A 20,657-nucleotide genomic window follows, 5' to 3' on the forward strand; every position below is an offset into this window, starting at 1 on the left:
TCCCGTGATCAGGCGCCGGCGCCGCGCAGGGTCGAGACCTGGTAGAGCGCCACGGATGCCGCGATCCCGGCGTTGAGCGATTCCGTCGCGGCGGAGATCGGGATCGAGACGATCTGATCGCACGTCTCGGTGACCAGGCGCGACAGGCCCTTGCCCTCGGAGCCGACGACGATCACGACGGGGCGATCCGCGAGCGAGAGCGAGGGCAGCGCGACATCTCCCCCGCCGTCCAGGCCCAGCACGAAGACACCCTGCTTCTTCATCTCCTTGAGCGTCGTGGTGAGGTTCGGCGCGAGCGCCACCGGCACGCGCGCCGCGGCACCGGCGCTCGTCTTCCACGCGGCCGCGTTGACGCCCGCCGAGCGCCGCTGAGGCAGCAACACGCCATGACCGCCGAACGCTCCCGTCGAGCGGATGATCGCGCCGAGGTTGCGCGGGTCGGTGACGCCGTCGAGTGCCACCAGCAGCGGCGTCTCGCCGCGGCCGATGATCTGCTCGAGCAGGTCCTGGGGGTGCGCGTACTCGTAGGGCGGAACCTTGACGGCGACGCCCTGGTGCACGCCGTCGAAACCGGCCATGCGGTCGAGCTCGGGGCGCGTGACCTCGAGGACGGGGATGTCGCGGTGCGTCGCGATGGCGAGCATCTCCTTGACGCGGTCATCCATCTCCACGCGCTGGGCGATGTAGAGCGCGGTCGCGGGGATCTTCGCGCGCAGCGCCTCCAGCACCGAGTTGCGCCCCGTGACGACCTCGGTCTCGTCATCCTTCTTCGGCCGCGGCGCGCGCACGCCCGGACGCGCGGCGGGCTTGCCTTTGCCGCCGGCGGCCGCGTACCGCTCGGCGGCCGCCTTCCGCTTGCCCGCGACGTGCCAGCCGCGGTCCTCCGCCTTCGGGGTCGGCCCCTTGCCCTCGAGCGCCTTGCGCCCAAGGCCCCCGGTGCCCTTGACGGGGCCCTTCTTCTTGCCCTTGCTCGCGCCGGGGCGTCCTGGCTTAGCCATGATCGATGCTCCAATGGGTCCCGTCGGGACCGTCCTCGAGGGCGATGCCGGCCGCCGCGATCGCGTCGCGGATTCGGTCGGCCGCCGCCCAGTCCTTCGCAGCACGTGCGGTGGCACGCTGCGTGATCAGTTCGCCGACGAGCGCATCCAGCGCGCTCGTCGTGCCGTCGTGTCCGGGGGCCGCTGCCTCGCCGGCCCGCGCGAGTCCCAGCACCTCCAGCATCGCCGCGACCGACCGCGCCGCCGCCACGGCCTCGTCGCGGTCGCCGCGATCGAGCGCGGCGTTGCCCTCGCGCACGGTCTCGTGCAGCACGGCGAGCGCCTGCGGCACGCCGAGGTCGTCGTCCATCGCAGCGGCGAACCCTTCGGGCAGGATGCCGGGGCTCAACTCGGCCGGGTCGGCGCTGCCGGCCCGCAGCACGCGCTGGCGGAACGTGTCGATGCGGGAGAGGGCCGCCTCGGCCTCGTCGAGGGCGCGGTCCGAGACATCGAGGTTCGACCGATAGTGCGCCGCGGCGAGCGCGTACCGCACCGCGAGCGGATCCCTGGCACCCAGCACATCGGCGGCGAGCACGACGTTGCCGATCGACTTGGACATCTTCTGCCCGTCGACGGTCACGAGGCCGTTGTGCACCCAGTACCGGGCGAAGGCGTCCCCGGCGGCCCGCGACTGGGCGAGCTCGTTCTCGTGGTGGGGGAAGCGCAGATCGAGTCCGCCGCCGTGGATGTCGAACTCCGGACCGAGATAGCGGCGCGACATGGCCGAGCACTCGATGTGCCAGCCGGGGCGACCCGGGCCCCACGGCGAGTCCCACGTCGCGGAGGGGTCCTCGCCGGCCTTGGCGCCCTTCCAGAGGGCGAAGTCGCGCGGGTCGCGCTTGCCGCGCGGGTCGGCGTCCTCGCTCGCCTCCATCGCGTCGGGCGACTGACGGGTGAGCGTTCCGTACTCGCGCCACGAGCGCACGTCGAAGTAGACGTCTCCCGACGAGGCGGGGTCGGGGTAGGCGTGACCGGAGTCGATGAGACGCGTGATCAGCTGCTGCATCTGCGGGATCGAGGCCGTCGCCCGGGGCTCGTAGGTGGGGGGCAGGATGCCGATGGCGGAATACGCGTCGGTGAACTCCCGCTCCATGCGGTACGCCAGAGCCCACCACGGTTCGCTCGGCGAGGCATTCTGCAGCACCTTGTCGTCGATGTCGGTGACGTTGCGCACGAAGACCACGCGGCCGAACCGATGTTCCAGCCAGCGACGCAGGATGTCGAAGCTCAGGGCGCCCCGCAGGTGCCCGATGTGCGGGCCCGACTGCACCGTCGGCCCGCAGACGTACAGCGAGACCGCGTCGGCCGTGAGCGGCACGAACTCGCGCAGGGCCTGCGCCTTGGTGTCGTAGAGCCGCACAGTCACTCCCCCAGCCTACCGGGGCGGCCCCGCAGGCCGGCGGGCGGGGAAGGCGCTAGAACTGGAGGGTGATCTCCGCCCTCGCCGTCCTCGCGGCCGCCCTGCTGTTCGGCACCACCGGCACGTCGCAGGCGCTCGGCCCCGAGGGAACGACGCCCCTCTCGGTCGGGGCCATGCGCCTCGTCGTCGGCGGCACGGGGCTGGCTGTGATCGCCTTCGTGCTCGCCCGCCGCGCGCACCGCCGTGGCGCCCTCGCGCCGCGGCCCCGCCTCACCGCCGCGCCGCTGGTCCTTCTGGCACTCACGGGAGTGTGCCTCGCGCTGTACCAGCCGCTGTTCTTCCTGGGCACGGCGCGCAACGGCGTCGCGGTCGGCACGGTCATCGCGCTCGGCTCCGCTCCGATCCTCGCCGGCGTGCTCGAGTGGTCGCTGACGCGCCGGCGCCCGAGCGGCGCCTGGCTGCTCGCCACCGCGCTCGCCACCGCCGGCGTCGCGCTGATCGGCGTCGGCGGCGGGACGGATGCCGCGGGAGCCGGCGGCACCGACCCGCTCGGGTTCCTCGGCTCGGTGGGCGCGGGTGCGACCTTCGCGATCATCGCCAACGCCCAGCGCCGGCTCCTCGACGACGGCTGGGACCCGTTCACGGTGGTGGGTGCCATGGGAGCGGGCTCGGCGGTGCTCTCGGCCGGTGTGCTGCCCTTCGTCGACCTCTCGTGGCTCGCGCAGCCCGCGGGCGTCGTGATGGCCGTATGGCTCGGCCTCGCGACGATCTCCCTCGCCTACGTGCTGTTCACGTGGGGGCTGAACGGGCTGACCGCGGCGACCGCGGCGACGCTGACCCTCGGCGAGCCGCTGACCGCCAGCATCCTGGGCGTCGCGGTGCTCGGCGAGCAGCTGAGCGTGCTCGCCGTCGCGGGGCTCGCCGTGCTCGCGGTCGGCCTCGCGACCCTGGCATGGGGCTCCCGCGCCCCGCGCGACCCGAAGCCCTTCGCCCTGGAGGCCTGACCGCCCCCGCGATCCCGCCCGCGCCGAAACACCGGTTCTGCGGCCAAACACCATACGCCGTGTGGTGTCTCGCCGCACATGTGGTGTCTCGCGGCGGGGGAGATGCCTGCGCGCGGCGCTCAGGCGGGGATCAGCAGCGCGACGGCGAAGGCGGCCACGCCCTCCGTGCGCCCCGTGAAGCCGAGCCCGTCGGTCGTCGTCGCCGACACCGAGACGGGCGCGCCGCCGAGGGCGTCGGAGAGCGTCCGCTCGGCCTCCGCGCGACGGGCGGCGAACCGCGGGCGGCCGGCCTGCACCTGCACGGAGACGTTGCCGACCCGCCACCCGGCCTCGCCCAGGAGTCCGAGCGTGCGTCGAAGGAAGGCGGATGCGTGGGCGCCCGCGAATTCCGGCCGGTCCACGCCGAAGTGGGTGCCGATGTCGCCGAGGCCCGCCGCGGCCAGGAGCGCATCGACGATCGCGTGCGCCACGGCGTCGCCGTCGGAGTGGCCCGAGAGCGCCGGCTCGCCCGGCCAGCGGAGGCCGGCGAGCCACAGCTCCCCCTCGCCCCCGAAGGCGTGCACGTCGGTGCCGATGCCCACCCTGGGCGCCGCCGGGGCGCCGGCCAGCGAGGTGTGCGGATGCGGTTGCGCGTCGGCCCCCGCATCCTGGACGAGGGAGCGCGCACGCTCGAGGTCGGCGGGAGTGGTGATCTTGAACGCCGACGCATGGCCCGGCACGGTCGTGATCCGGCCGCCGGCCGCGGCCACGAGCGCCGTGTCGTCGGTGAATTCGCCCGCCGCGGCGCGGTACGCGGCGTCGAGCACGTCGCGGGGGAAGCCCTGCGGGGTCTGCGCGGCCGCGAGCGGTGCCCGATCGACCGCCTCCACCACGTCGGAGCCGGCCACGCGCTTGAGCGTGTCGATGACCGGCAGCACGGGCACGACACCCGCCGCGGTCTCATCCACGGCCGCCACGACCCTCTCGAAGACCTCCGGCGGGGTGAGGGCGCGTGCGGCATCGTGCACGAGCACGACCTCGATCCCGGCCCACAGCGCGCCGAGGCCAGCCGCGACGGAACCCTGCCGGGTCGCCGCACCGGCTACGACGTGCACCAGGTCGCGCCGCCGGCCCGAGGGCAGCGGCGCTGCGGCATCCGTCCGATCCGCCACCGCGAGCGCTTCCGTCAGCGCATCCCCCGCCCGCTCTGCGGGCGCGACGACGACGACCTGCGCCACGGGGCCTCGGAAGACCCCTCGGAGGGCGTGGTTCAGGATGCTGTGGTCGTCTATCCCGACGAACGCCTTCGGTGCACCCGCACCGAGGCGCTCCCCCGATCCAGCGGCGACGACGACGATCCCGACGCGGGGGGTTGGCGTGATGCTCACGCCGGGAGCCTAGCTGGCGAGGACCTCGTCGAGGACGACGCTCGCGCGCTCCTCGTCGGTCTTCTCAGCGAGGGCGAGCTCGGAGATGAGGATCTGGCGCGCCTTGGCGAGCATCCGCTTCTCACCCGCGGACAGCCCGCGGTCCTGGTCGCGGCGCCACAGGTCGCGAACGACCTCGCTCACCTTGATGACGTCGCCGGAGGCGAGCTTCTCGAGGTTCGCCTTGTACCGGCGGGACCAGTTGGTGGGCTCTTCCGTGAAGGGGGCGCGCAGCACCTCGAACACGCGCTCGAGACCTTCCTTGCCGATCACGTCGCGGACCCCGACCAGGTCGACGTTGTCGGCCGGCACCTCGATGGTGAGATCACCCTGCGTGACGCGGAGCTTGAGATAGATCTTCTCTTCGCCCTTGATGACCCGAGTCTTCACTTCGGCGATCGTCGCGGCCCCGTGGTGCGGGTAGACAACCGTTTCGCCAACCTCAAAAAGCATGCAGCTATGTCCTTTCGGCAACCTACAGCTTACCACAGGCGGCATGCGCTAAGGTTCGCCCGGCACCCCCGGCAGGGAGCGGGCAGGACGACCCCATAGAATGCAAGGACCGTCCGCGTACTTCCCTGGAGGACCCGTGAAATCCCGCCGGCTCGCACCTTTCGCCGTTATCGCGGCCGTCCTCATCGGCACGACGGGATGCAACCTCACGGCGCCGCAGGCGACGACGATCCAGTACCAGCCCGCAGAGGGCATCAATGCCGACAGCGGCTACATCGAGGTCCGCAACGCTGTGGTCGTGTCCGAGGACGGCGTCGAAGGCAATCTGCTCGGCGCCTTCATCAACCAGGGCGAGGACCCGCAGATCGTGACGATCCAGTACGGCGAAGGAGCCGGGATCGCGACCGAGACGATCAGGATTCCCGCGCTGAGCTCCGTGAGCCTCGGAGCTGACGTCCCGTCCAGCGCGACCGACGGGGAGAGCGTCCTCTTCGACGCCGAGCCGATCCTGCTCACCGACATCGACACCCCGCCCGGCGCGACGATGCCGGTCTATTTCCAGGCCGGGGATGCCGAGGGGGAGCTCGTCCAGGTCCCGGTGCTCGACGGCCAACTCGACTACCTGGCTCCATTCGTACCCTGAGCGGAGAGATCGGCGGACGGGCGGCCCTGAGTGCTCTCCCGCCCGCGGTCGCCGCGTCAGGCCTCGAAGCGGTAACCGAGGCCGCGCACGGTGACGAGCATCTCGGGTTCGCTCGGAGTCCTCTCGATCCGCGAGCGGATGCGCTTGATGTGCACGTCGAGCGTCTTGGTGTCGCCGAAGTAGTCGCTGCCCCAGACGCGGTCGATCAGCTGACCCCGCGTGAGCACCCGACCGGCGTTGCGCATGAGCACCTCGAGCAGCTCGAACTCCTTCAGCGGCATGCTGATCTCGGCGCCGTCCACGGCCACGCTGTGCCGGTCGATGTCGAGGGTCACCCGGCCGCCCTCGAGCACGTGGTCGTCCAGGTCGACGTCCGGATCGGCGGTGCGGCGCAGCACAGCCCGCATCCGCGCGAGGAGCTCCCTCGACGAGTAGGGCTTCGTGACGTAGTCGTCGGCGCCGAGCTCGAGCCCCACGACAATGTCCACCTCGGAGTCCTTCGCGGTGACCATGATGATGGGGATGCCGGAGAGCTGACGGATGCGGCGGCACACCTCGGTGCCCGGCATCCCCGGCAGCATCAGATCCAGCAGCACGATGTCCGCGGGGCTCTCCTCGAACGACGCGATCGCGGCCGGGCCGTCCTCGGCGATCTCCACGTCGTACCCCTCGCGCCGCAGCAGGTAGGCGAGCGGTTCGGCGAGGTCGGGTTCGTCTTCGACGAGCAGCACCCGGGTCATGTGTTCATCTCTTCCTGTCGGAGGGGGGTTGCGCGGGAGGGCCCTCGCCGGGCTCCGGAGTCGGCGCTCTTGCGGCGCTTGGAGCCGTGCTTCACCGGCGGCTCGTACCGCGGCAGCCGTATCGTGAAGGTGGACCCGCGACCGAGCCGCGACCACACCCGCACCTCCCCGCCGTGGCGCTGCACCGCATGCTTGACGATCGCGAGCCCCAGCCCCGTGCCGCCCGTGCGGCGCGAACGCGCGACATCCGCCCGGTAGAACCGCTCGAAGATGCGCTGCTGATCGCTCTCGGCGATGCCGATGCCCTGGTCCGTGACGGCGATCTCGACGACGGGGCCGTCGATGCGCACGCCGACGCCCACGCGCGCGCCGCGCGGGGAGTACGCGATCGCGTTCGCGATGAGATTGCCGACGGCCTCGATAAGCATCGTCGAGTCTCCGCTGACGACCGCGCCGCGGTCACCGCCGCGCACGACGGTCACGCCCCCGGAGTCGGCCTGCAGGGCGTGCGCCTCGACGGAGGCCACGACGACCTCGTCGACCGACACCTCCCGAGCCTGCGGCACCTCGTCCGCCGACTGCAGCCGTGAAAGGTCCATGATGCGGCTCGTGAGGCGCGTGAGGCGGTCGGCCTCGGCCTGGAGGCGAGCCGCGAAGGCCCGCACCTGCGGCGGGTCGTCGGCGGCCGAGTCGATCGCCTCGGCGAGCAGGCTCACGGCCCCCACCGGCGTCTTCAACTCGTGCGAGGTGTTGGCGACGAAGTCGTGCCGCATCTGCTCGAGACGCTCCTGCTCGGTCACGTCGTCGACCACGATCAGGATGTGGCTCGCGCCGAGACGCGCCGCACGTGCCGAGACGAGGCGCCCCTCGGTGACGAGGGCACCGGGGGCGACGGCACCGCGTCGCATGCGGAACCGCGTGCTCGAGGGCTCCCCCGTCGAGCGGACGCGTCGGGCGAGCTGACGCAGGCCCTCCACCGTCAGGACATCGCCGGTCGCCATGCCGAAGTCGGGGGCCGCCGGCGAGGCCGCCACGACGGTGAGGGAGGCGTCCAGCACGGATGCCGCCCCCTCCATCGCGTCGAGGACCTGCAGCACACCGGCCGGCACCACGGCGCGACCCTCGGCCTCCACGCGGCGCTTGACCCGCAGCGCGGCGCCGATGAGGGCGGCGACCCCGAGACCGACGACGATGCCCGCACACAGCGCCAGCAGCGCCAGCTGCACGGAGTTCATGGGTCCAGCGTAGGCCGAAGGAGGGCCCCCCACCCGCCTTCCACCGCAGAACGTCGCGGGCGGCGACGGTACTATTCACTCTCACGGCACCGTCCGTTAACCTTCGCCGGGGAGGATCGCGGAGGCCGTGCAGCCGACGGATCCGCGAACCGCGAAAGGGCTCATCATCGTGCGCGAAGTCTTCCACCAGTCCCTCGAAGACGTGCAGGGGCGGCTCGTCGAGATCGCCGAGCTCGTCGCGGTCGCCATCGAGAAGGCCACGCAGGCCTTCGGGACGAGCGACGTCTCCCTCGCCGAGGAGGTCATCGAGGCCGACGCGATCATCGACGAGAAGGCGGTCGCGCTCGACGAGCTGGCGATCGAGATCCTCGCCCGCCAGCAGCCGGTCGCCCGCGACCTGCGCATCGTGGTCAGCGCGCTGCGCATGTCGGCCTCGCTCGAGCGCATGGGCGACATCGCCGAGCACATCGCCCAGCTCACCCGCTACCGCTTCCCCGAGCGCGCCATCCCGAAGGGGCTCAAGAGCACGTTCACCTCGATGGGGCAGCTCGACGTCGAGATGGCGAAGAAGCTCACGCAGCTGCTGAGCACGCAGGACGTCACGATCGCCGAAGACCTCCGCAACCTCGACGACAAGCTCGACGAGCTCCACGTCTCCGTCTTCGAGAAGGTGCTCGGCGAGAACTGGCAGGGCGAGGCGATGGCCACGGTCGACGCCACCCTCGCCAGCCGCTACCACGAGCGCTTCGGCGACCACGCCGAGTCGGTCGCGAAGAAGGTCGTCTACCTCGCCACCGGCGACTGGAGCGCCGACCCCGAGCTATAGCCCCGCCCGCATACGACGAACGCCCCGAACCGCAAGGTCGGGGCGTTCGTCGTATGCGTCGAGGCGGGTCGGCTACTTCTTGCCCTGGGAGGCGACGGCGGCGGCACCCGCGGCGGCGGCCTCGGGGTCGAGGTACTCGCCGGGCCCGAGGGGGACGAGGTTCTCGTCGAGGCGGTAGACCAGCGGAATGCCGGTGGGGATGTTCAGCTCGGCGATGTCCTCGTCGCTGATGCCGTCGAGGTGCTTCACGAGCCCGCGCAGCGAGTTGCCGTGCGCGGTCACGAGCACCGTCTTTCCCGCCTTCAGGTCGGGCGCGATGTCGCTGTGCCAGTAGGGCAGCATGCGGTCGATGACGAGCTTGAGGGACTCGGTGCGGGGAACCTCGCCGTCGATGCCGACGTAGCGGGGGTCGTGCACCTGGCTGTACTGGTCGTCGTCGGCCAGCACGGGCGGCGGCACGTCGAACGAGCGGCGCCAGAGCATGAACTGCTCCTGGCCGAACTCGGCGAGGGTCTGCGCCTTGTCCTTGCCTTGCAGGGCGCCGTAGTGACGCTCGTTGAGGCGCCACGATCGCTTGACGGGGATCCACAGGCGATCGGCGGCGTCGAGCGCGAGGTTGGCGGTCTGGATCGCACGGCTGAGCACCGACGTGTGCAGCACGTCGGGCAGCAGCCCCGCCTCGGCGAGCAGCTCGCCGCCGCGCGCCGCCTCGGCCTTGCCGAGCTCGGTCAGCCGGACATCGACCCAGCCGGTGAAGAGGTTCAGCTCGTTCCACTCGCTCTGGCCGTGGCGGAGCAGGATCAGGGTGTAGGGGGCGCTCATGCCCCCCATGCTATCGGCGCCGGATGACGCGGTCCGGGCATCATGGAGGGGTGCGCTCCGCTTCCCCGCCCCGCCGACCCGTCGGACAGGCGACCCGGGGGACGACGAACACCAACCGGCTGCGACGCAACGATCGATACCTCGCCGCGCTCCCCGGGCTGCGCGCGACCGCCCGGCCCCTCGTCGTCGACCTGGGCTACGGCGCGAGCGGGGTGACGGTGTTCGAGCTCGCCGCGCGGCTGCGCCGCACGGCCCCCAGAGTCGAGGTCGTCGGCGTCGAGATCGATCCCGAACGGGTCGAGCGTGCGCGAGCGCAGCTGGCGGAGGTCCGCGCCGGCCGCACCGCGTTCACCGCCGACACGAGGGTGGACTTCCGTCGCGGCGGATTCGAGGTTCCCTCGGACGGCGGCAGGCGCCCCGTCCTCGTCCGCGCGATGAACGTGCTGCGCCAGTACGACGAGGACGCCGTCGCGGATGCGTGGCGGCTCGCGGCGTCGCGGCTCGCGCCCGGCGGTCTTCTCGTGGAGGGCACGTGCGACGAGCAGGGCCGGGTCGGCAGCTGGATCGACGTGGACGAGCACGGCACTCCCCTGCGGCTCACGCTCTCGCTGCGGCTGCAGGGGCTCGAGGACCCCTCGGTCGTCGCCGAGCGCCTGCCGAAGGCGCTCATCCACCGCAACGTGCCGGGCGAGCGCATCCACGCCGTCCTGTCGCGCCTGGACCGCGCCTGGGGCCGTTCCGCGGCGCTGGCGCCCTTCGGCCCCACCCAGCGCTGGCTGCACACCGTGACCGCCCTCGCGGACGAGGGCGTGCCCGTGCTCGGTACACGCGCACGATGGCGCCTGGGCGAGCTGACCCTGCCATGGTCGGCCGTCGCCCCCGGCTGAGCGCGTCTCAGATGCGCGGCACCGCCGCGCGGGCCTCGTCCCGCGGCATCCCCGCCGCCACGAGGAGGTCGACCGCCAGCGGGCGGAGAGCGGCGATGAGGCTGTGATCGCTCACGGCCGCCCCCGGGAGCACCGCCTGCGGGTCCAGCAGCCGGGCCACCGCCAGCAGGGCCTCCCGCGCGGCCGGCTCCATCGAGATGTCCTCGACCGACTGGCCGACCAGCGCGAGGCCCTTCCGCAGCGCCCGCAGCAGATCGGCCGCGGCCGGGCGGGCCTTCCCGTCGTCCTCGACGTAGGCGGCGCGCCGCGCGACGACGCGCAGGTTGCGCGCCGCGAGGTCCATGCCGCCGAGGATGCGCTCCTGACGCGCGAGCTCGGAGCGGCTCGCGCGCAGCCAGGGCGAGATGCGCGCGATCGCGACCGAGGAGTCGAGCAGCTCGCGCCAGCCCCGCACGAGCGGGTCGAGGGCCCGGGCCTTCTCGAGCGCGCGCTCCGCGCGCAGCCTGCTGCCGCGCTCCAGGGCCTGCCCCAGCGTCGCGAGCGTGTCGTCCATCGCGGCGAAGAGGCGCCGCACCTCGCGCAGCGCCTCGGCGCGCGGGTTGCGGGGGATCAGCGCCGTCACCAGGAGCGCGGCGGCACCGCCCAGCAGCCCGTCGGTCAACCGCGACAGCGGTGCCGAAACCCCCGCCGCGGGAAGGATCAGCACGATCGCCGACTGGATGGTCGCGGCGATCGCGAAGCCGGGCTGGGGCGAGAGGAAGCGCGCCACGACGAGCGTCGCGAAGAGCGTCACACCGAGCTGCCACCATCCGTGACCGAGGCCCAGCACGATCAGCTCCGCGATCGCGATGCCGACGATCATGCCCGCGACCGTCTCGAGCACGCGGCGCGGGCGGGCGTCGCGCACGAGGCCCAGGCTCGAGACGGTCACGGTCGCGGCGAGCAGGGGCGCCTGGTGCCCCAGGACGAAGTACGCGAACGCGTAGGCGCCCGTCGCGGCCACGACGATCTGCGTGATGGCGCCGGCCGAGCTGCGCAGGCGTTCGAGGCCGGGGCGGGGCGTGAAGCGATCGCGCAGGCGTGCGGGAACGGCGGCGGTCACCGTCGGCGGTCCGGCGTCGGCCGGCGGTTCACCGGCGGAGCGGGCGTTCACCCTCGGGCGCGCGAGGACAATCGCGGCAGGCGGGGCACGGATGCCGCGGCCCCGGCGTCGCGCGGCACGATCTCCTGCTGCGAGGCGGCGACCGGGCCGTCGTCGGTCAGCGCCTGCAGCGGCGCGTCGACGGCGAGGGAGCGCTTGACGACGGCGAGCGCGATCGGGCCGTCCTCGTGGTGCAGCGCAGAGGACGTGATCCTGCCGACCTCGGCGCCGTCGGCCGTGACCACGGCGCCCGGCCCGGGCAGCACGGTGTCGCTGCCGTCGAGGTGGAGGAACACGAGCCGCCGCGGCGGGTGGCCGAGATTGTGCACCTTCGCCACGGTCTCCTGACCGCGGTAGCAGCCCTTGTTCAGGTGCACGGCGGTGCGCAGCCAGTCGAGCTCGTGGGGAAGGGTGCGCGCGTCGACCTCGTTCGCCCGGCGCGGGCGCCACGCGGCGATGCGCAGCGCCTCGGCGGCGAGCAACCCGGCGGCGGCGATGCCCGACGCGGCGAGAACGGCGAGGCCGCCCTCCGTCACGATCGCCTCGTGCCATTCGCGCCCGGCGCCCGGGTGGGGGACCACGACCGCGTACTGGTGCCCGCCGACGGATACGGCATCCCACGGGTCGCGCCACGTCGCCACGGGCGCACCGTGCTCGAGCACCGCACGGGCCGCCGGCGATTCCGACCGCGCGTACCCGACGACGGCGAGGTCGTCGCGGCGCTCGACGCTCACGCGGGAGCGGAACACCATCCGTCGAAGCCAGGCCACGAGCGTGTCGGCTCCATCGGCATCGACGATCAGCCACGCCCGCTCACCGTCGTCGACGACGGATGCCGCGTGCTCGATGTGGCCGTGGGGGTCGAGGACCAGGAGCTCGGTGCTGCGCCCCGGCTCGAGCGCGCCGAGCGCCTGGGACGTGATGGAGTCGAGCCAGGTCAGCCGGTCCTCCCCCGCGACCTCCACGACGGCACGGTCGGCCGCGTGGACGAGGGCCTCCCCGGCATCCAGCAGCGCCTGCTCGCGCAGCGGCGCGCCGTAGTGAGCGGGGGCGGCCGACCCGTCGGCCATGACGGCCCCGGGCAGCGCGGCGAACGGCGAGCCCATCAGTCGGCCCTCGCGAGGCGCGCGGAGGCGTGGGAGCGCAGCTCCTGGCCGAGGGCCTGGATGTCCCACGCCCAGAGCAGGTGACCGTCCACGAGGCCGTACATGCGCGTGGCGCGCGAGTAGGCACGCGAACCCGAGGGCCGCACGACCGCGTCGGTCGACATCTCGATCCGCGGACCCGCCACCTCGCCGAGGTAGAGCTCGGAGACGCCGTCGGCGTGCACGATCGCCGCCTCGATCTCGAATCCGCCGCGAGGCGTGCGGAGGGCTTCGACGTCGTCGGCCGTCCGCGGTGCGGGCGAGCCCGGAGCGGGGAGGAGGGCAGGCCCGGCGTCGGCATCCCCCGCGGGGCGGTGCAGTCGCCAGTACCCCGTCTCGGGGACGAGACGCTGAGCCGGATCGGACCCGCCCTCGGCGAGCCATGCCGCCGCCGCGTAGTTCAGGTAGTCGCCGCCGTCGTGGCTGAAGCTCACCCGGTGGACGAACTGACCGGAGTGCGTGCGTCCGGCGGCGTCATACTCGATCACGCCGGTCCCCTCCCACACGCCGATCAGCCACGACAGCGGCACGAGGTCGGCGGGAAGGTCTGCGGGGAGATCGAACACCGCGTCGCCGATCAGCGCTGGCCGCGGTACAGGTTGAGAATCACCACGCCGGACACGAAGGCGATCGCCAGCGACGCCAGGCCCAGCAGACCCACGAAGAAGAGTTCGAGCGCGACGAGGTCCATGCTTCCCACTTTAGATGATGGCGGCGAGGCCGATGGCCGCCGTGACGATACCGAGGATGAGGAGGGAGCCGAGCGCGCTGGCCGCCACGCGGCGGATGAACCCGGTGGAGCGTCCGTAGACCAGCTGCACGGCGAAGCCCAGGATCAGGGCACCCGCCATCGCGAGCGCGAACCACACCGCCTGCAGGGGCGCCGGCACGAAGACCGCGATGGCGACGCCGGCGATGAGCGCGAGCACCCACACCGTCACGATGCCGTAGACCGTGGGGCGCGGGGCGAGGTCGGGGACGGACATTGCTCCATCATCCCCCACCGCTTCGGGTTCGCGCGAGGCCCGCCGCGACGGGCCGGACGCCCGGTGCCGGGCGCCTCGGCGCGTCGGCGTAAGATGGGGGCCACGAAGATCCCGTCCCCGGCGGCCCGAGAGGAAACGCGTGGCCCAACTGCTCGTGCTGAGCTCCGCACACGGAAGTGGCCCGGCTCTGCCGTCCCTCGAGCTCCTGAGTCACCGCGTGCGTCAGATCCCCGCGGAGCCCGCTCAGCTGGTCAACGCGCCGAGCGCCGACGTCATCTTCGTCGACGCGCGCGACGACCTCGTGGGCGCGAAGTCGCTGTGCAAGATCCTCAACACGACGGGACTGGACGCGCCCCTCATCCTCGTCGTCACCGAGGGCGGCCTGACGGCGGTCAGCACCGACTGGGGCGTCGACGACGTCATCCTCGTCACCGCCGGCCCCGCCGAGGTCGATGCGCGCGTGCGCCTGGCCATGGGGCGCCTCACGCAGGAGCAGACCTCCAGCCGCATCCAGACCTCGGGCATCACGATCGACGAGTCCTCCTACTCCGCCAAGGTGCACGGCAAGCCTCTCGACCTCACCTACAAGGAGTTCCAGCTCCTCCACTTCTTCGCCACCCACCCCTCGCGCGTGTTCACCCGCGAGCAGCTGCTCAGCGAGGTGTGGGGCTACGACTACTTCGGCGGCACCCGCACGGTCGACGTGCACGTGCGACGTCTGCGCGCCAAGCTCGGCGATCTCGAACAGCTCATCGGCACGGTGCGCAACGTCGGCTACCGCTTCAACGTCTACGACGACGACGCGCTGCCCACCGGCGGAGCGTCCGGCCGCAAGGGCTGACCCGGGGCATCTTCGTTCACATCGGAGACACCCGCGCCTGCAATGATGTGGGCATGCTCGAAACCTCGATGGCAGACTCCGGCCTGGGCGATGCCGACGACGACGACTTCGACGAGATCGTCGAGGCGTACGACTCCCAGCTTCCCGAGCATCGCTACCTCGACCGCGAGCTGAGCTGGCTCTCGTTCAACCAGCGCGTGCTCGAGCTCGCCGAGGATCCCACGCTTCCGACGCTCGAACGGGCGAACTTCCTTGCGATCTTCGCCAGCAACCTCGACGAGTTCTTCATGGTGCGCGTCGCGGGGCTCAAACGACGCATCATGACGGGCCTCGCGGTGCCCACCAACGTCGGGCGAGCGCCCGTCGAGGTGCTGGCCGACATCTCCACCGAGGCGCACCGGCTGCAGCTGCGCCACGCGGAGGCCTGGCAGTCGCTCGTGCGCCCCGACCTCGCCGCCGCCGGCATCGAGGTCGTCAGCTGGGACGGGCTGGATGCCGCGGCACGGGAGAGCCTCTACGACTACTTCCACGCACAGGTCTTCCCCGTCCTGATGCCCCTCGCGGTCGACCCCGCACACCCCTTCCCCTACATCTCGGGCCTCTCGCTCAACCTCGCGGTGCGCATCCGCAATGCCCGCACCGGCCGCCAGGAATTCGCGCGGCTCAAGGTGCCGAGCATGCTGCCGCGCTTCGTGAAGCTGCCCGGCGACGACGGCCCCACCGCGAAGTACCTCCCTCTCGAGGAACTCATCTCCAACCACCTCGACGACCTGTTCCCGGGCATGGAGGTGCTCGATCACCACGCGTTCCGCCTCACCCGCAACGAGGACGTCGTGATCGAGGAGGACGAGACCGAGAACCTCATCCAGGCGCTCGAGGCCGAGCTGCTGCGGCGGCGCTTCGGTCCCCCCATCCGTCTCGAGATCACGGACGACATGGACGAGGTCACGCTCGACCTGCTCCTGAAGGAGCTCGACATCACCGAGCAGGAGGTCTACCGCCTTCCGGGACCGCTCGACCTGCGCGGCCTGTTCGACGTCTCGCGCATCGACCGTCCCGACCTGCACTACCCGCCGCACGTGCCGACGACCGCCGTCGCCTTCCAGCCCGGCGACAACAACGAGCGCCCCGACTTCTTCTCGGCGATCCGCAAGGGCGACGTGCTCGTGCACCACCCCTACGAGTCGTTCGCGACGAGCGTGCAGGCGTTCCTCGAGCAGGCGGCGAAGGACCCGCACGTGCTCGCCATCAAGCAGACGCTGTACCGCACGTCGGGCGACAGCCCCATCGTGCAGGCGCTCATCGACGCGGCCGAGGCGGGCAAGCAGGTGCTCGCGCTCGTGGAGATCAAGGCGCGCTTCGACGAGGCCGCCAACATCGTCTGGGCGCGCAAGCTCGAAAAGGCCGGCGTCCACGTCGTCTACGGGCTCGTGGGGCTGAAGACCCACTGCAAGCTCGCGCTCGTCATCCGCGAGGAGAACGGCGTACTGCGCAGCTACAGCCACGTCGGCACCGGCAACTACAACCCCAAGACGAGCCGCATCTACGAGGACTTCGGCCTGTTCACGGTCGACGCCGAGGTGGGGCGCGACCTCACCCGCCTGTTCAACGAGCTGTCGGGCTACGCGATCGAGAAGAAGTTCAAGCGCCTGCTGGTCGCCCCCCTGCACCTGCGCAAGGGCCTGCTGCGGCTCATCGACAAGGAGCGGCGCAACGCGCAGGCGGGCAAGCGCGCCCACATCCGCATCAAGGTGAACTCGCTCGTGGACGAGCAGATCATCGACGCGCTGTACCGCGCGAGCCAGGCGGGCGTGAAGGTCGACATCTGGGTGCGGGGCATCTGCTCCATCAAGCCCGGCGTGACGGGGATGAGCGAGAACATCACCGTGCGCAGCATCCTGGGCCGGTACCTCGAGCACTCGCGCATCTTCCTCTTCCACGGCGACGGGTCGCCGCAGGCCTTCATCGGCAGCGCCGACATGATGCACCGCAACCTCGACCGCCGCGTCGAGGCGCTCGTGCGGGTCGTCGCCGAGCCGCACGTGGCCGCGCTGCACGCGCTGTTCGACCTCGCGATGAGCGAGGGGACGAGCTCGTGGTGGCTGGGCCCCGACGGCGAGTGGACGCGGCACGCGCGGGGCGAGGACGGCAAGCCCCTCATCGACATGCAGGACAAGACGATGGCGGGCGTGCAGCGGCGGCGGCGCGCTCGGGCGGTGCGATGACGGATACCGCCGTCTACGCCGCCGGAGCCGTCATCTGGCGCCTCGTCGAAGGGAAGCTCCGCATCCTCGTGGTGCACCGGACCGCCTACGCCGACGTGACGCTTCCCAAGGGCAAGGTCGACCCGGGAGAGATGCTCGCCGAGACGGCGGTGCGCGAGATCTTCGAGGAGACCGGCATCCGCGTCGCCCTCGGACCGCCCGTGGGGGTCTCCCGGTACCACCTGCCCAAGGGGCGCGAGAAGATCGTGCACTACTGGGCGGCCGAGGCCACCGACGACGCGATCCGCGCGTCGGCCTTCGTGCCGAACAAAGAGATCGCGGCGCTCGAGTGGATCCCGCCCAGGAAGGCGCGCAGCTACCTCAGCTATCCCGTCGACGTCGAGATCCTCGAGACCTTCCTCGCCCTCGTCGACGACGGCGTGCTCCAGACGTTCCCCCTCATCGTGCTGCGGCACGCCAAGGCCGAGCCCCGCGGCTCCTTCGACGGCGCGGATGCCGCCCGGCCGCTCACGACGCGGGGCGTTCGCCAGGCCGCGGCGATCGTCGGACCGCTGCGGGCCTTCGGCGTGCGACGGATCATCACCTCCGACGCGGTGCGCTGCGTCGCCACGGTGGCGCCGCTCGCCGCCGCGACGGGTCGCCAGATCCAGCGCACCGCCGCCCTCAGCCAGGACGCGTGGGAGCGCGGCGAGTCGGATGCGCGCGGCGTGGTGGGCAAGCGCGTGCGCGCGGGCAAGCCAGCCGTGCTCTGCAGCCACGGCCCGGTCCTTCCCGAGATCCTCACCGAGATCGCCCTCGCGACCGGGACGATGAAGGGCTCGTACCTCGGCAGCGCCTCGGCTCTCGAGGTGGGCGCGTTCTCCGTGGTGCACCTCTCCTCGACCAACCCGGGATCCGGCATCGTCTCCATCGAGACGCACGTTCCGAAGGTATGACCCCCGCGTCGGGGCGGCCGCGACGCGGGCACGGGCCGCTTCGCCGGCTTCGTCTTCCGGTTCCGGGCGCGGCCTCGGGCCGCGACGGGCAACCCGGGCAGGTCAGCCGCCGAGGGCGGCGATCAGCTGTGCCTTGGTCATGCGGGAGGCGCCCGTGATCCCGGCGGCGCGGGCCCGGCCGCGCAGCACGACGACGGTCAGGCGCGAGGGATCGGTATCGGTGTCTCTCGCCGCCCCGGTGTCGGCGGTCGCTCGGGTATCGGCGCGCGCGTCAGGCGCGGTCTCGGCGCCGCCGGAGGCGGATGCCGCCCGCGCCTCTTCCGTCGGGGTCTGCGCCTCCCCCTCGGCGCGCCGCGCCGCCTTCTCGGCCTTCGCCACGGCCTTCTTCGTCGCACGTCTCAGCGCCTCGAGCGCCTCCTCGGCCTCGGTACGCACGGCCTTCGGCTTCTTGCGGACGGCCTTCTTCGGCGTGTCTGCGACCTCCGCGGCATCCGCGGCCCGGGCCTCGAGCTTCTTGCCGGCGCCGCTCGGCAGGCGTGCGGCCGTCTTCCTGGCCGCGGCCGCCTCCTTGGCCACCTTCTCGAGAGCCGACTTCGCCTTGCGCTGCGCCTTGGTCTTCGACATGCCGCACATGCTAGCCAGGCCGCGTGAACGGGTGGCGACGCAGGCCCTCCATCCTCGGAATCCAGGGGTAGTGCAGGCGGGGCGACGCCCGCCGTTCACCTTTCGTTCACCCGCGCGGCGCACTCTCGTAAGCGCCGGCTCCTAGCTTCTCGGTGTGCCCTGCACCAGGACACACCTCCCTGTCACGGATCGAAACGGATACACAGTGAAGATCACCCGAATCTCGCGCGTCGCGGCCCTCGGCGCCGTCGCCGCCCTCGCCCTCGCCGGCTGCGCCGCGAACGAGCGCGGCACCACGACCGACCCCGCGGACGGCGGCAGCGGCCTCTCCGGTGAGCTCGTCGGCGCCGGCGCCTCGTCGCAGGAGGTCGCGGTCCAGGCGTGGTCCGCCGGCTTCCAGACCGCCAACCCCGACGCCACGATCAGCTACGACCCCGCCGGGTCCGGCGCGGGCCGCGACTCCTTCCAGGCCGGCGCCGTCGCGTTCGCCGGCTCCGACCGCGCGTTCACCGCCGAGGAGATCGCCGAGGGGCCGTTCGACGCGTGCGTCGAGGGCACCGGCATCATCGAGATCCCCTCCTACATCTCCCCGATCGCCGTCATCTTCAACCTCGATGGCGTCGAGTCTCTCAACATGGACGCCGCGACGGTCGCCGGTGTCTTCGCCGGCACCATCACGAACTGGAACGACCCGGCGATCGCGGCCCTCAACGAGGGGGTCTCGCTCCCCGACCAGGCCATCACGCCCGTCCACCGCGCCGACGACTCGGGAACCACCGAGAACTTCACCGACTACCTGAACCAGGCCGCCCCCGAGGTGTGGGAGTGGGAGGCCGACGGCGAGTGGCCCGCCACCCCCGTCACCGGCGAGGCCGCACAGGGCACCTCGGGTGTCGTCGCCGCCGTGGATGGCGGCACGGGGACCATCGGATACGCGGACGCGTCGCGCGCCGAGGGCTTCGGCCAGGTGTCGGTCCAGGTCGGTGACGAGTTCATCGGGTTCTCCCCCGAGGCCGCCGCCGCGATCGTCGACGCCTCGCCGCGCGAGGAAGGCCGCACCGATGGCGACCTCGCTATCGCGCTCGACCGCACCCCCGACGAGGCCGCGTACCCGATCGTGCTCGTGAGCTACATGGTCGCGTGCGAGGAGTACGTCGACGCAGCATCCGCTGCGCTCGTGAAGGGCTTCCTCGAGTACGTCATCAGCCCCGAGGGCCAGGACGAGGCGGCCGCAGCAGCCGGTTCGGCCCCGATCTCCGAGACGCAGCGCGAGAACATGCAGGCTGCTCTCGACCTGATCGTCGTCGAGTGAGACCCTGGTGCCGGCCCGCGGTTCACGCCGCGGGCCGGCACCATCGCGACAACTGAACATCCCGTAGCACCCGAGAACAGGATGAGATGACCACCACCGCTCCCCCGGCCGCCCCGCCCAAGGCTCCGCAGCGGCCCGGCGACCGCTGGTTCTCGGGTGCCGCGCTCTTCGCGGGCTCGATGATCCTCGTCACCCTCGCCGCGGTCGCGATCTTCCTCGTCGTGCAGTCGATCCCGGGCATCGCCGCCACGAGCGAAGAGGCCTCGATCCTCTCCACCAACTTCTGGGACTACGTCTGGCCGCTCGCCTTCGGCACCGTCTGGGCGAGCTTCCTCGCGCTGCTCATGGCCGTGCCGCTCTCGGTGGCCGTGGCGCTCTTCATCTCCCACTACGCCCCGCGCCGCCTGGCGCAGGGGCTCGGCTACGTCGTCGACCTGCTCGCCGCGGTTCCCTCCGTCGTCTTCGGACTCTGGGGCATCCTCGTCCTCGCCCCCGCCGCGCAGCCGGTGTACACCTGGCTCGTCGACAACGCCGGATGGTTCCCCCTCTTCTCGGGCCCCGTCTCCGGCACCGGGCGCACCATCTTCACGGCCGCCCTCGTGCTCGCGGTCATGGTCCTGCCCATCATCACCGCGATCTGTCGCGAGATCTTCCTGCAGACGCCCGTTCTCCACGAGGAGGCGGCGCTGGCCCTCGGCGCCACCCGCTGGGAGATGGTGCGCATGGCCGTGTTCCCCTTCGGCCGCTCCGGCATCGTCTCCGCGTCGATGCTCGGCCTCGGCCGAGCGCTCGGCGAGACGATGGCCGTCGCGATGGTGCTCTCCGCGACGGGCATCGTGAGCTTCCGCCTCTTCACCTCCGAGAACCCCAGCACGATCCCCGCGAACATCGCGCTGACGTTCCCTGAGGCGTACGGCGTCAACGTCAACGTCCTCATCGCAACGGGCCTCATCCTCTTCATCGTGACCTTCGCGGTCAATGCGTTCGCCCGGTGGATCGTCAGCCGCCGCAGGGAATTCTCGGGAGCCAACTGAC

At 72.0% G+C, this 20,657-nt stretch carries 21 protein-coding genes; 9 read left to right on the plus strand and 12 right to left on the minus strand.

The window, feature by feature from the left end; genetic code table 11:
• Positions 1-8 precede the first annotated feature (8 nt).
• Together rlmB and cysS are read right to left on the minus strand one after the other, a co-directional pair.
• Positions 9-998: a 23S rRNA (guanosine(2251)-2'-O)-methyltransferase RlmB gene (rlmB, locus tag ACIGCK_RS05540; RefSeq protein WP_396664463.1), complete on the minus strand. Its 990-nt coding sequence runs from the start codon at positions 996-998 to the stop codon at positions 9-11.
• A complete protein-coding gene (gene cysS / locus ACIGCK_RS05545; RefSeq protein ID WP_396664465.1) occupies positions 991-2,403 on the minus strand; it encodes a cysteine--tRNA ligase in 1,413 nt (470 codons plus the stop codon). Before cysS ends, rlmB begins: the two co-directional genes overlap by 8 nt.
• Positions 2,404-2,465: 62 nt before the next feature.
• On the opposite strand from cysS, the gene ACIGCK_RS05550 reads away from it, so the two are divergent.
• Positions 2,466-3,401 carry a DMT family transporter gene (locus ACIGCK_RS05550; RefSeq protein WP_396664466.1) on the plus strand — a complete coding sequence of 312 codons (936 nt, stop codon included), beginning with the start codon at positions 2,466-2,468 and terminating at the stop codon, positions 3,399-3,401.
• 119 nt (positions 3,402-3,520) lie between these two features.
• Here ACIGCK_RS05550 and ispD read toward each other — a convergent pair whose 3' ends face one another.
• Both ispD and ACIGCK_RS05560 read right to left on the minus strand, forming a co-directional pair.
• Positions 3,521-4,768 carry a 2-C-methyl-D-erythritol 4-phosphate cytidylyltransferase gene (ispD, locus tag ACIGCK_RS05555; protein WP_396664468.1) on the minus strand — a complete coding sequence of 416 codons (1,248 nt, stop codon included), beginning with the start codon at positions 4,766-4,768 and terminating at the stop codon, positions 3,521-3,523.
• A gap of 9 nt (positions 4,769-4,777) precedes the next feature.
• On the minus strand, positions 4,778-5,260 hold the full coding sequence (locus tag ACIGCK_RS05560; RefSeq protein ID WP_330170220.1) for a CarD family transcriptional regulator: 483 nt from the start codon (positions 5,258-5,260) through the stop codon (positions 4,778-4,780).
• A 136-nt stretch (positions 5,261-5,396) separates the two neighbouring features.
• Between ACIGCK_RS05560 and ACIGCK_RS05565 the strand changes: the two genes are divergently transcribed.
• Positions 5,397-5,903 (plus strand): DNA modification methylase, encoded by a 507-nt coding sequence (locus ACIGCK_RS05565; RefSeq protein WP_396664471.1) that lies wholly within the window; start codon positions 5,397-5,399, stop codon positions 5,901-5,903.
• A 56-nt stretch (positions 5,904-5,959) separates the two neighbouring features.
• On the opposite strand, the gene ACIGCK_RS05570 is transcribed toward ACIGCK_RS05565, so the two are convergent.
• Positions 5,960-6,643 carry a response regulator gene (locus tag ACIGCK_RS05570; RefSeq protein WP_396664473.1) on the minus strand — a complete coding sequence of 228 codons (684 nt, stop codon included), beginning with the start codon at positions 6,641-6,643 and terminating at the stop codon, positions 5,960-5,962.
• Complete coding sequence (locus tag ACIGCK_RS05575) at positions 6,640-7,878, minus strand: sensor histidine kinase (RefSeq protein ID WP_396664474.1); 1,239 nt, start codon at positions 7,876-7,878, stop codon at positions 6,640-6,642. The genes ACIGCK_RS05570 and ACIGCK_RS05575 overlap by 4 nt, the downstream gene beginning before the upstream one ends.
• Positions 7,879-8,047: 169 nt before the next feature.
• Between ACIGCK_RS05575 and phoU the strand changes: the two genes are divergently transcribed.
• Positions 8,048-8,704 (plus strand): phosphate signaling complex protein PhoU, encoded by a 657-nt coding sequence (gene phoU / locus ACIGCK_RS05580; RefSeq protein ID WP_396664476.1) that lies wholly within the window; start codon positions 8,048-8,050, stop codon positions 8,702-8,704.
• A gap of 72 nt (positions 8,705-8,776) precedes the next feature.
• On the opposite strand, the gene ACIGCK_RS05585 is transcribed toward phoU, so the two are convergent.
• Positions 8,777-9,526 carry a phosphoglyceromutase gene (locus ACIGCK_RS05585; RefSeq protein ID WP_396664478.1) on the minus strand — a complete coding sequence of 250 codons (750 nt, stop codon included), beginning with the start codon at positions 9,524-9,526 and terminating at the stop codon, positions 8,777-8,779.
• A gap of 23 nt (positions 9,527-9,549) precedes the next feature.
• Between ACIGCK_RS05585 and ACIGCK_RS05590 the strand changes: the two genes are divergently transcribed.
• Positions 9,550-10,413 carry a class I SAM-dependent methyltransferase gene (locus ACIGCK_RS05590; protein WP_396664480.1) on the plus strand — a complete coding sequence of 288 codons (864 nt, stop codon included), beginning with the start codon at positions 9,550-9,552 and terminating at the stop codon, positions 10,411-10,413.
• Between the two features lie 7 nt (positions 10,414-10,420).
• Here the strand turns inward: ACIGCK_RS05590 and ACIGCK_RS05595 are convergent, their stop codons facing one another.
• The 4 genes from ACIGCK_RS05595 to ACIGCK_RS05610 all read right to left on the minus strand — a co-directional run bounded on the left by ACIGCK_RS05595 (position 10,421) and on the right by ACIGCK_RS05610 (position 13,685).
• Positions 10,421-11,515, minus strand: a complete 1,095-nt coding sequence (locus ACIGCK_RS05595; RefSeq protein ID WP_330170227.1) for an FUSC family protein — start codon at positions 11,513-11,515, stop codon at positions 10,421-10,423.
• Positions 11,516-11,562: 47 nt separating this feature from the next.
• Positions 11,563-12,660 carry a YgfZ/GcvT domain-containing protein gene (locus ACIGCK_RS05600; protein WP_396664481.1) on the minus strand — a complete coding sequence of 366 codons (1,098 nt, stop codon included), beginning with the start codon at positions 12,658-12,660 and terminating at the stop codon, positions 11,563-11,565.
• Positions 12,660-13,265, minus strand: a complete 606-nt coding sequence (locus ACIGCK_RS05605) for an FABP family protein (protein ID WP_396664483.1) — start codon at positions 13,263-13,265, stop codon at positions 12,660-12,662. Before ACIGCK_RS05605 ends, ACIGCK_RS05600 begins: the two co-directional genes overlap by 1 nt.
• Positions 13,266-13,400: 135 nt before the next feature.
• A complete protein-coding gene (locus ACIGCK_RS05610) occupies positions 13,401-13,685 on the minus strand; it encodes a hypothetical protein (RefSeq protein WP_330170230.1) in 285 nt (94 codons plus the stop codon).
• Positions 13,686-13,824: 139 nt separating this feature from the next.
• Between ACIGCK_RS05610 and ACIGCK_RS05615 the strand changes: the two genes are divergently transcribed.
• The 3 genes from ACIGCK_RS05615 to ACIGCK_RS05625 are packed head-to-tail and all read left to right on the plus strand — an operon-like array spanning position 13,825 to position 17,686.
• Positions 13,825-14,526 (plus strand): DNA-binding response regulator, encoded by a 702-nt coding sequence (locus ACIGCK_RS05615; protein ID WP_396664485.1) that lies wholly within the window; start codon positions 13,825-13,827, stop codon positions 14,524-14,526.
• Between the two features lie 53 nt (positions 14,527-14,579).
• The gene (locus ACIGCK_RS05620) at positions 14,580-16,751 is read left to right on the plus strand and encodes an RNA degradosome polyphosphate kinase (RefSeq protein WP_396664487.1); all 2,172 of its coding nucleotides are present in this window, start codon (positions 14,580-14,582) and stop codon (positions 16,749-16,751) included.
• On the plus strand, positions 16,748-17,686 hold the full coding sequence (locus ACIGCK_RS05625) for an NUDIX domain-containing protein (protein ID WP_396664488.1): 939 nt from the start codon (positions 16,748-16,750) through the stop codon (positions 17,684-17,686). The genes ACIGCK_RS05620 and ACIGCK_RS05625 overlap by 4 nt, the downstream gene beginning before the upstream one ends.
• A 102-nt stretch (positions 17,687-17,788) precedes the next feature.
• Here ACIGCK_RS05625 and ACIGCK_RS05630 read toward each other — a convergent pair whose 3' ends face one another.
• Positions 17,789-18,310 carry a hypothetical protein gene (locus ACIGCK_RS05630; RefSeq protein WP_396664490.1) on the minus strand — a complete coding sequence of 174 codons (522 nt, stop codon included), beginning with the start codon at positions 18,308-18,310 and terminating at the stop codon, positions 17,789-17,791.
• Positions 18,311-18,515: 205 nt separating this feature from the next.
• On the opposite strand from ACIGCK_RS05630, the gene pstS reads away from it, so the two are divergent.
• Together pstS and pstC are read left to right on the plus strand one after the other, a co-directional pair.
• Positions 18,516-19,622, plus strand: coding sequence for a phosphate ABC transporter substrate-binding protein PstS (gene pstS, locus ACIGCK_RS05635; RefSeq protein WP_330170234.1), 1,107 nt, complete (start codon positions 18,516-18,518; stop codon positions 19,620-19,622).
• Positions 19,623-19,708: 86 nt separating this feature from the next.
• Positions 19,709-20,656 carry a phosphate ABC transporter permease subunit PstC gene (gene pstC / locus ACIGCK_RS05640; RefSeq protein ID WP_330170235.1) on the plus strand — a complete coding sequence of 316 codons (948 nt, stop codon included), beginning with the start codon at positions 19,709-19,711 and terminating at the stop codon, positions 20,654-20,656.
• Position 20,657: the final 1 nt, after the last annotated feature.

Source organism: Microbacterium sp. NPDC078428, assembly GCF_044542535.1.
Taxonomy (GTDB): Bacteria; Actinomycetota; Actinomycetes; order Actinomycetales; family Microbacteriaceae; genus Microbacterium; species Microbacterium limosum.

Coding starts and splice junctions, on each gene's coding strand:
- rlmB (WP_396664463.1), bottom strand. CDS start 998: ATGGCTAAGCCAGGACGCCCCGGCGCGAGCAAGGGCAAGAAGAAGGGC.
- ACIGCK_RS05560 (WP_330170220.1), bottom strand. CDS start 5,260: ATGCTTTTTGAGGTTGGCGAAACGGTTGTCTACCCGCACCACGGGGCC.
- ACIGCK_RS05570 (WP_396664473.1), bottom strand. CDS start 6,643: ATGACCCGGGTGCTGCTCGTCGAAGACGAACCCGACCTCGCCGAACCG.
- ACIGCK_RS05575 (WP_396664474.1), bottom strand. CDS start 7,878: ATGAACTCCGTGCAGCTGGCGCTGCTGGCGCTGTGTGCGGGCATCGTC.
- ACIGCK_RS05585 (WP_396664478.1), bottom strand. CDS start 9,526: ATGAGCGCCCCCTACACCCTGATCCTGCTCCGCCACGGCCAGAGCGAG.
- ACIGCK_RS05590 (WP_396664480.1), top strand. CDS start 9,550: ATGACGCGGTCCGGGCATCATGGAGGGGTGCGCTCCGCTTCCCCGCCC.
- ACIGCK_RS05600 (WP_396664481.1), bottom strand. CDS start 12,660: ATGGGCTCGCCGTTCGCCGCGCTGCCCGGGGCCGTCATGGCCGACGGG.
- ACIGCK_RS05610 (WP_330170230.1), bottom strand. CDS start 13,685: ATGTCCGTCCCCGACCTCGCCCCGCGCCCCACGGTCTACGGCATCGTG.
- ACIGCK_RS05620 (WP_396664487.1), top strand. CDS start 14,580: ATGCTCGAAACCTCGATGGCAGACTCCGGCCTGGGCGATGCCGACGAC.
- ACIGCK_RS05625 (WP_396664488.1), top strand. CDS start 16,748: ATGACGGATACCGCCGTCTACGCCGCCGGAGCCGTCATCTGGCGCCTC.
- ACIGCK_RS05630 (WP_396664490.1), bottom strand. CDS start 18,310: ATGTCGAAGACCAAGGCGCAGCGCAAGGCGAAGTCGGCTCTCGAGAAG.
- pstC (WP_330170235.1), top strand. CDS start 19,709: ATGACCACCACCGCTCCCCCGGCCGCCCCGCCCAAGGCTCCGCAGCGG.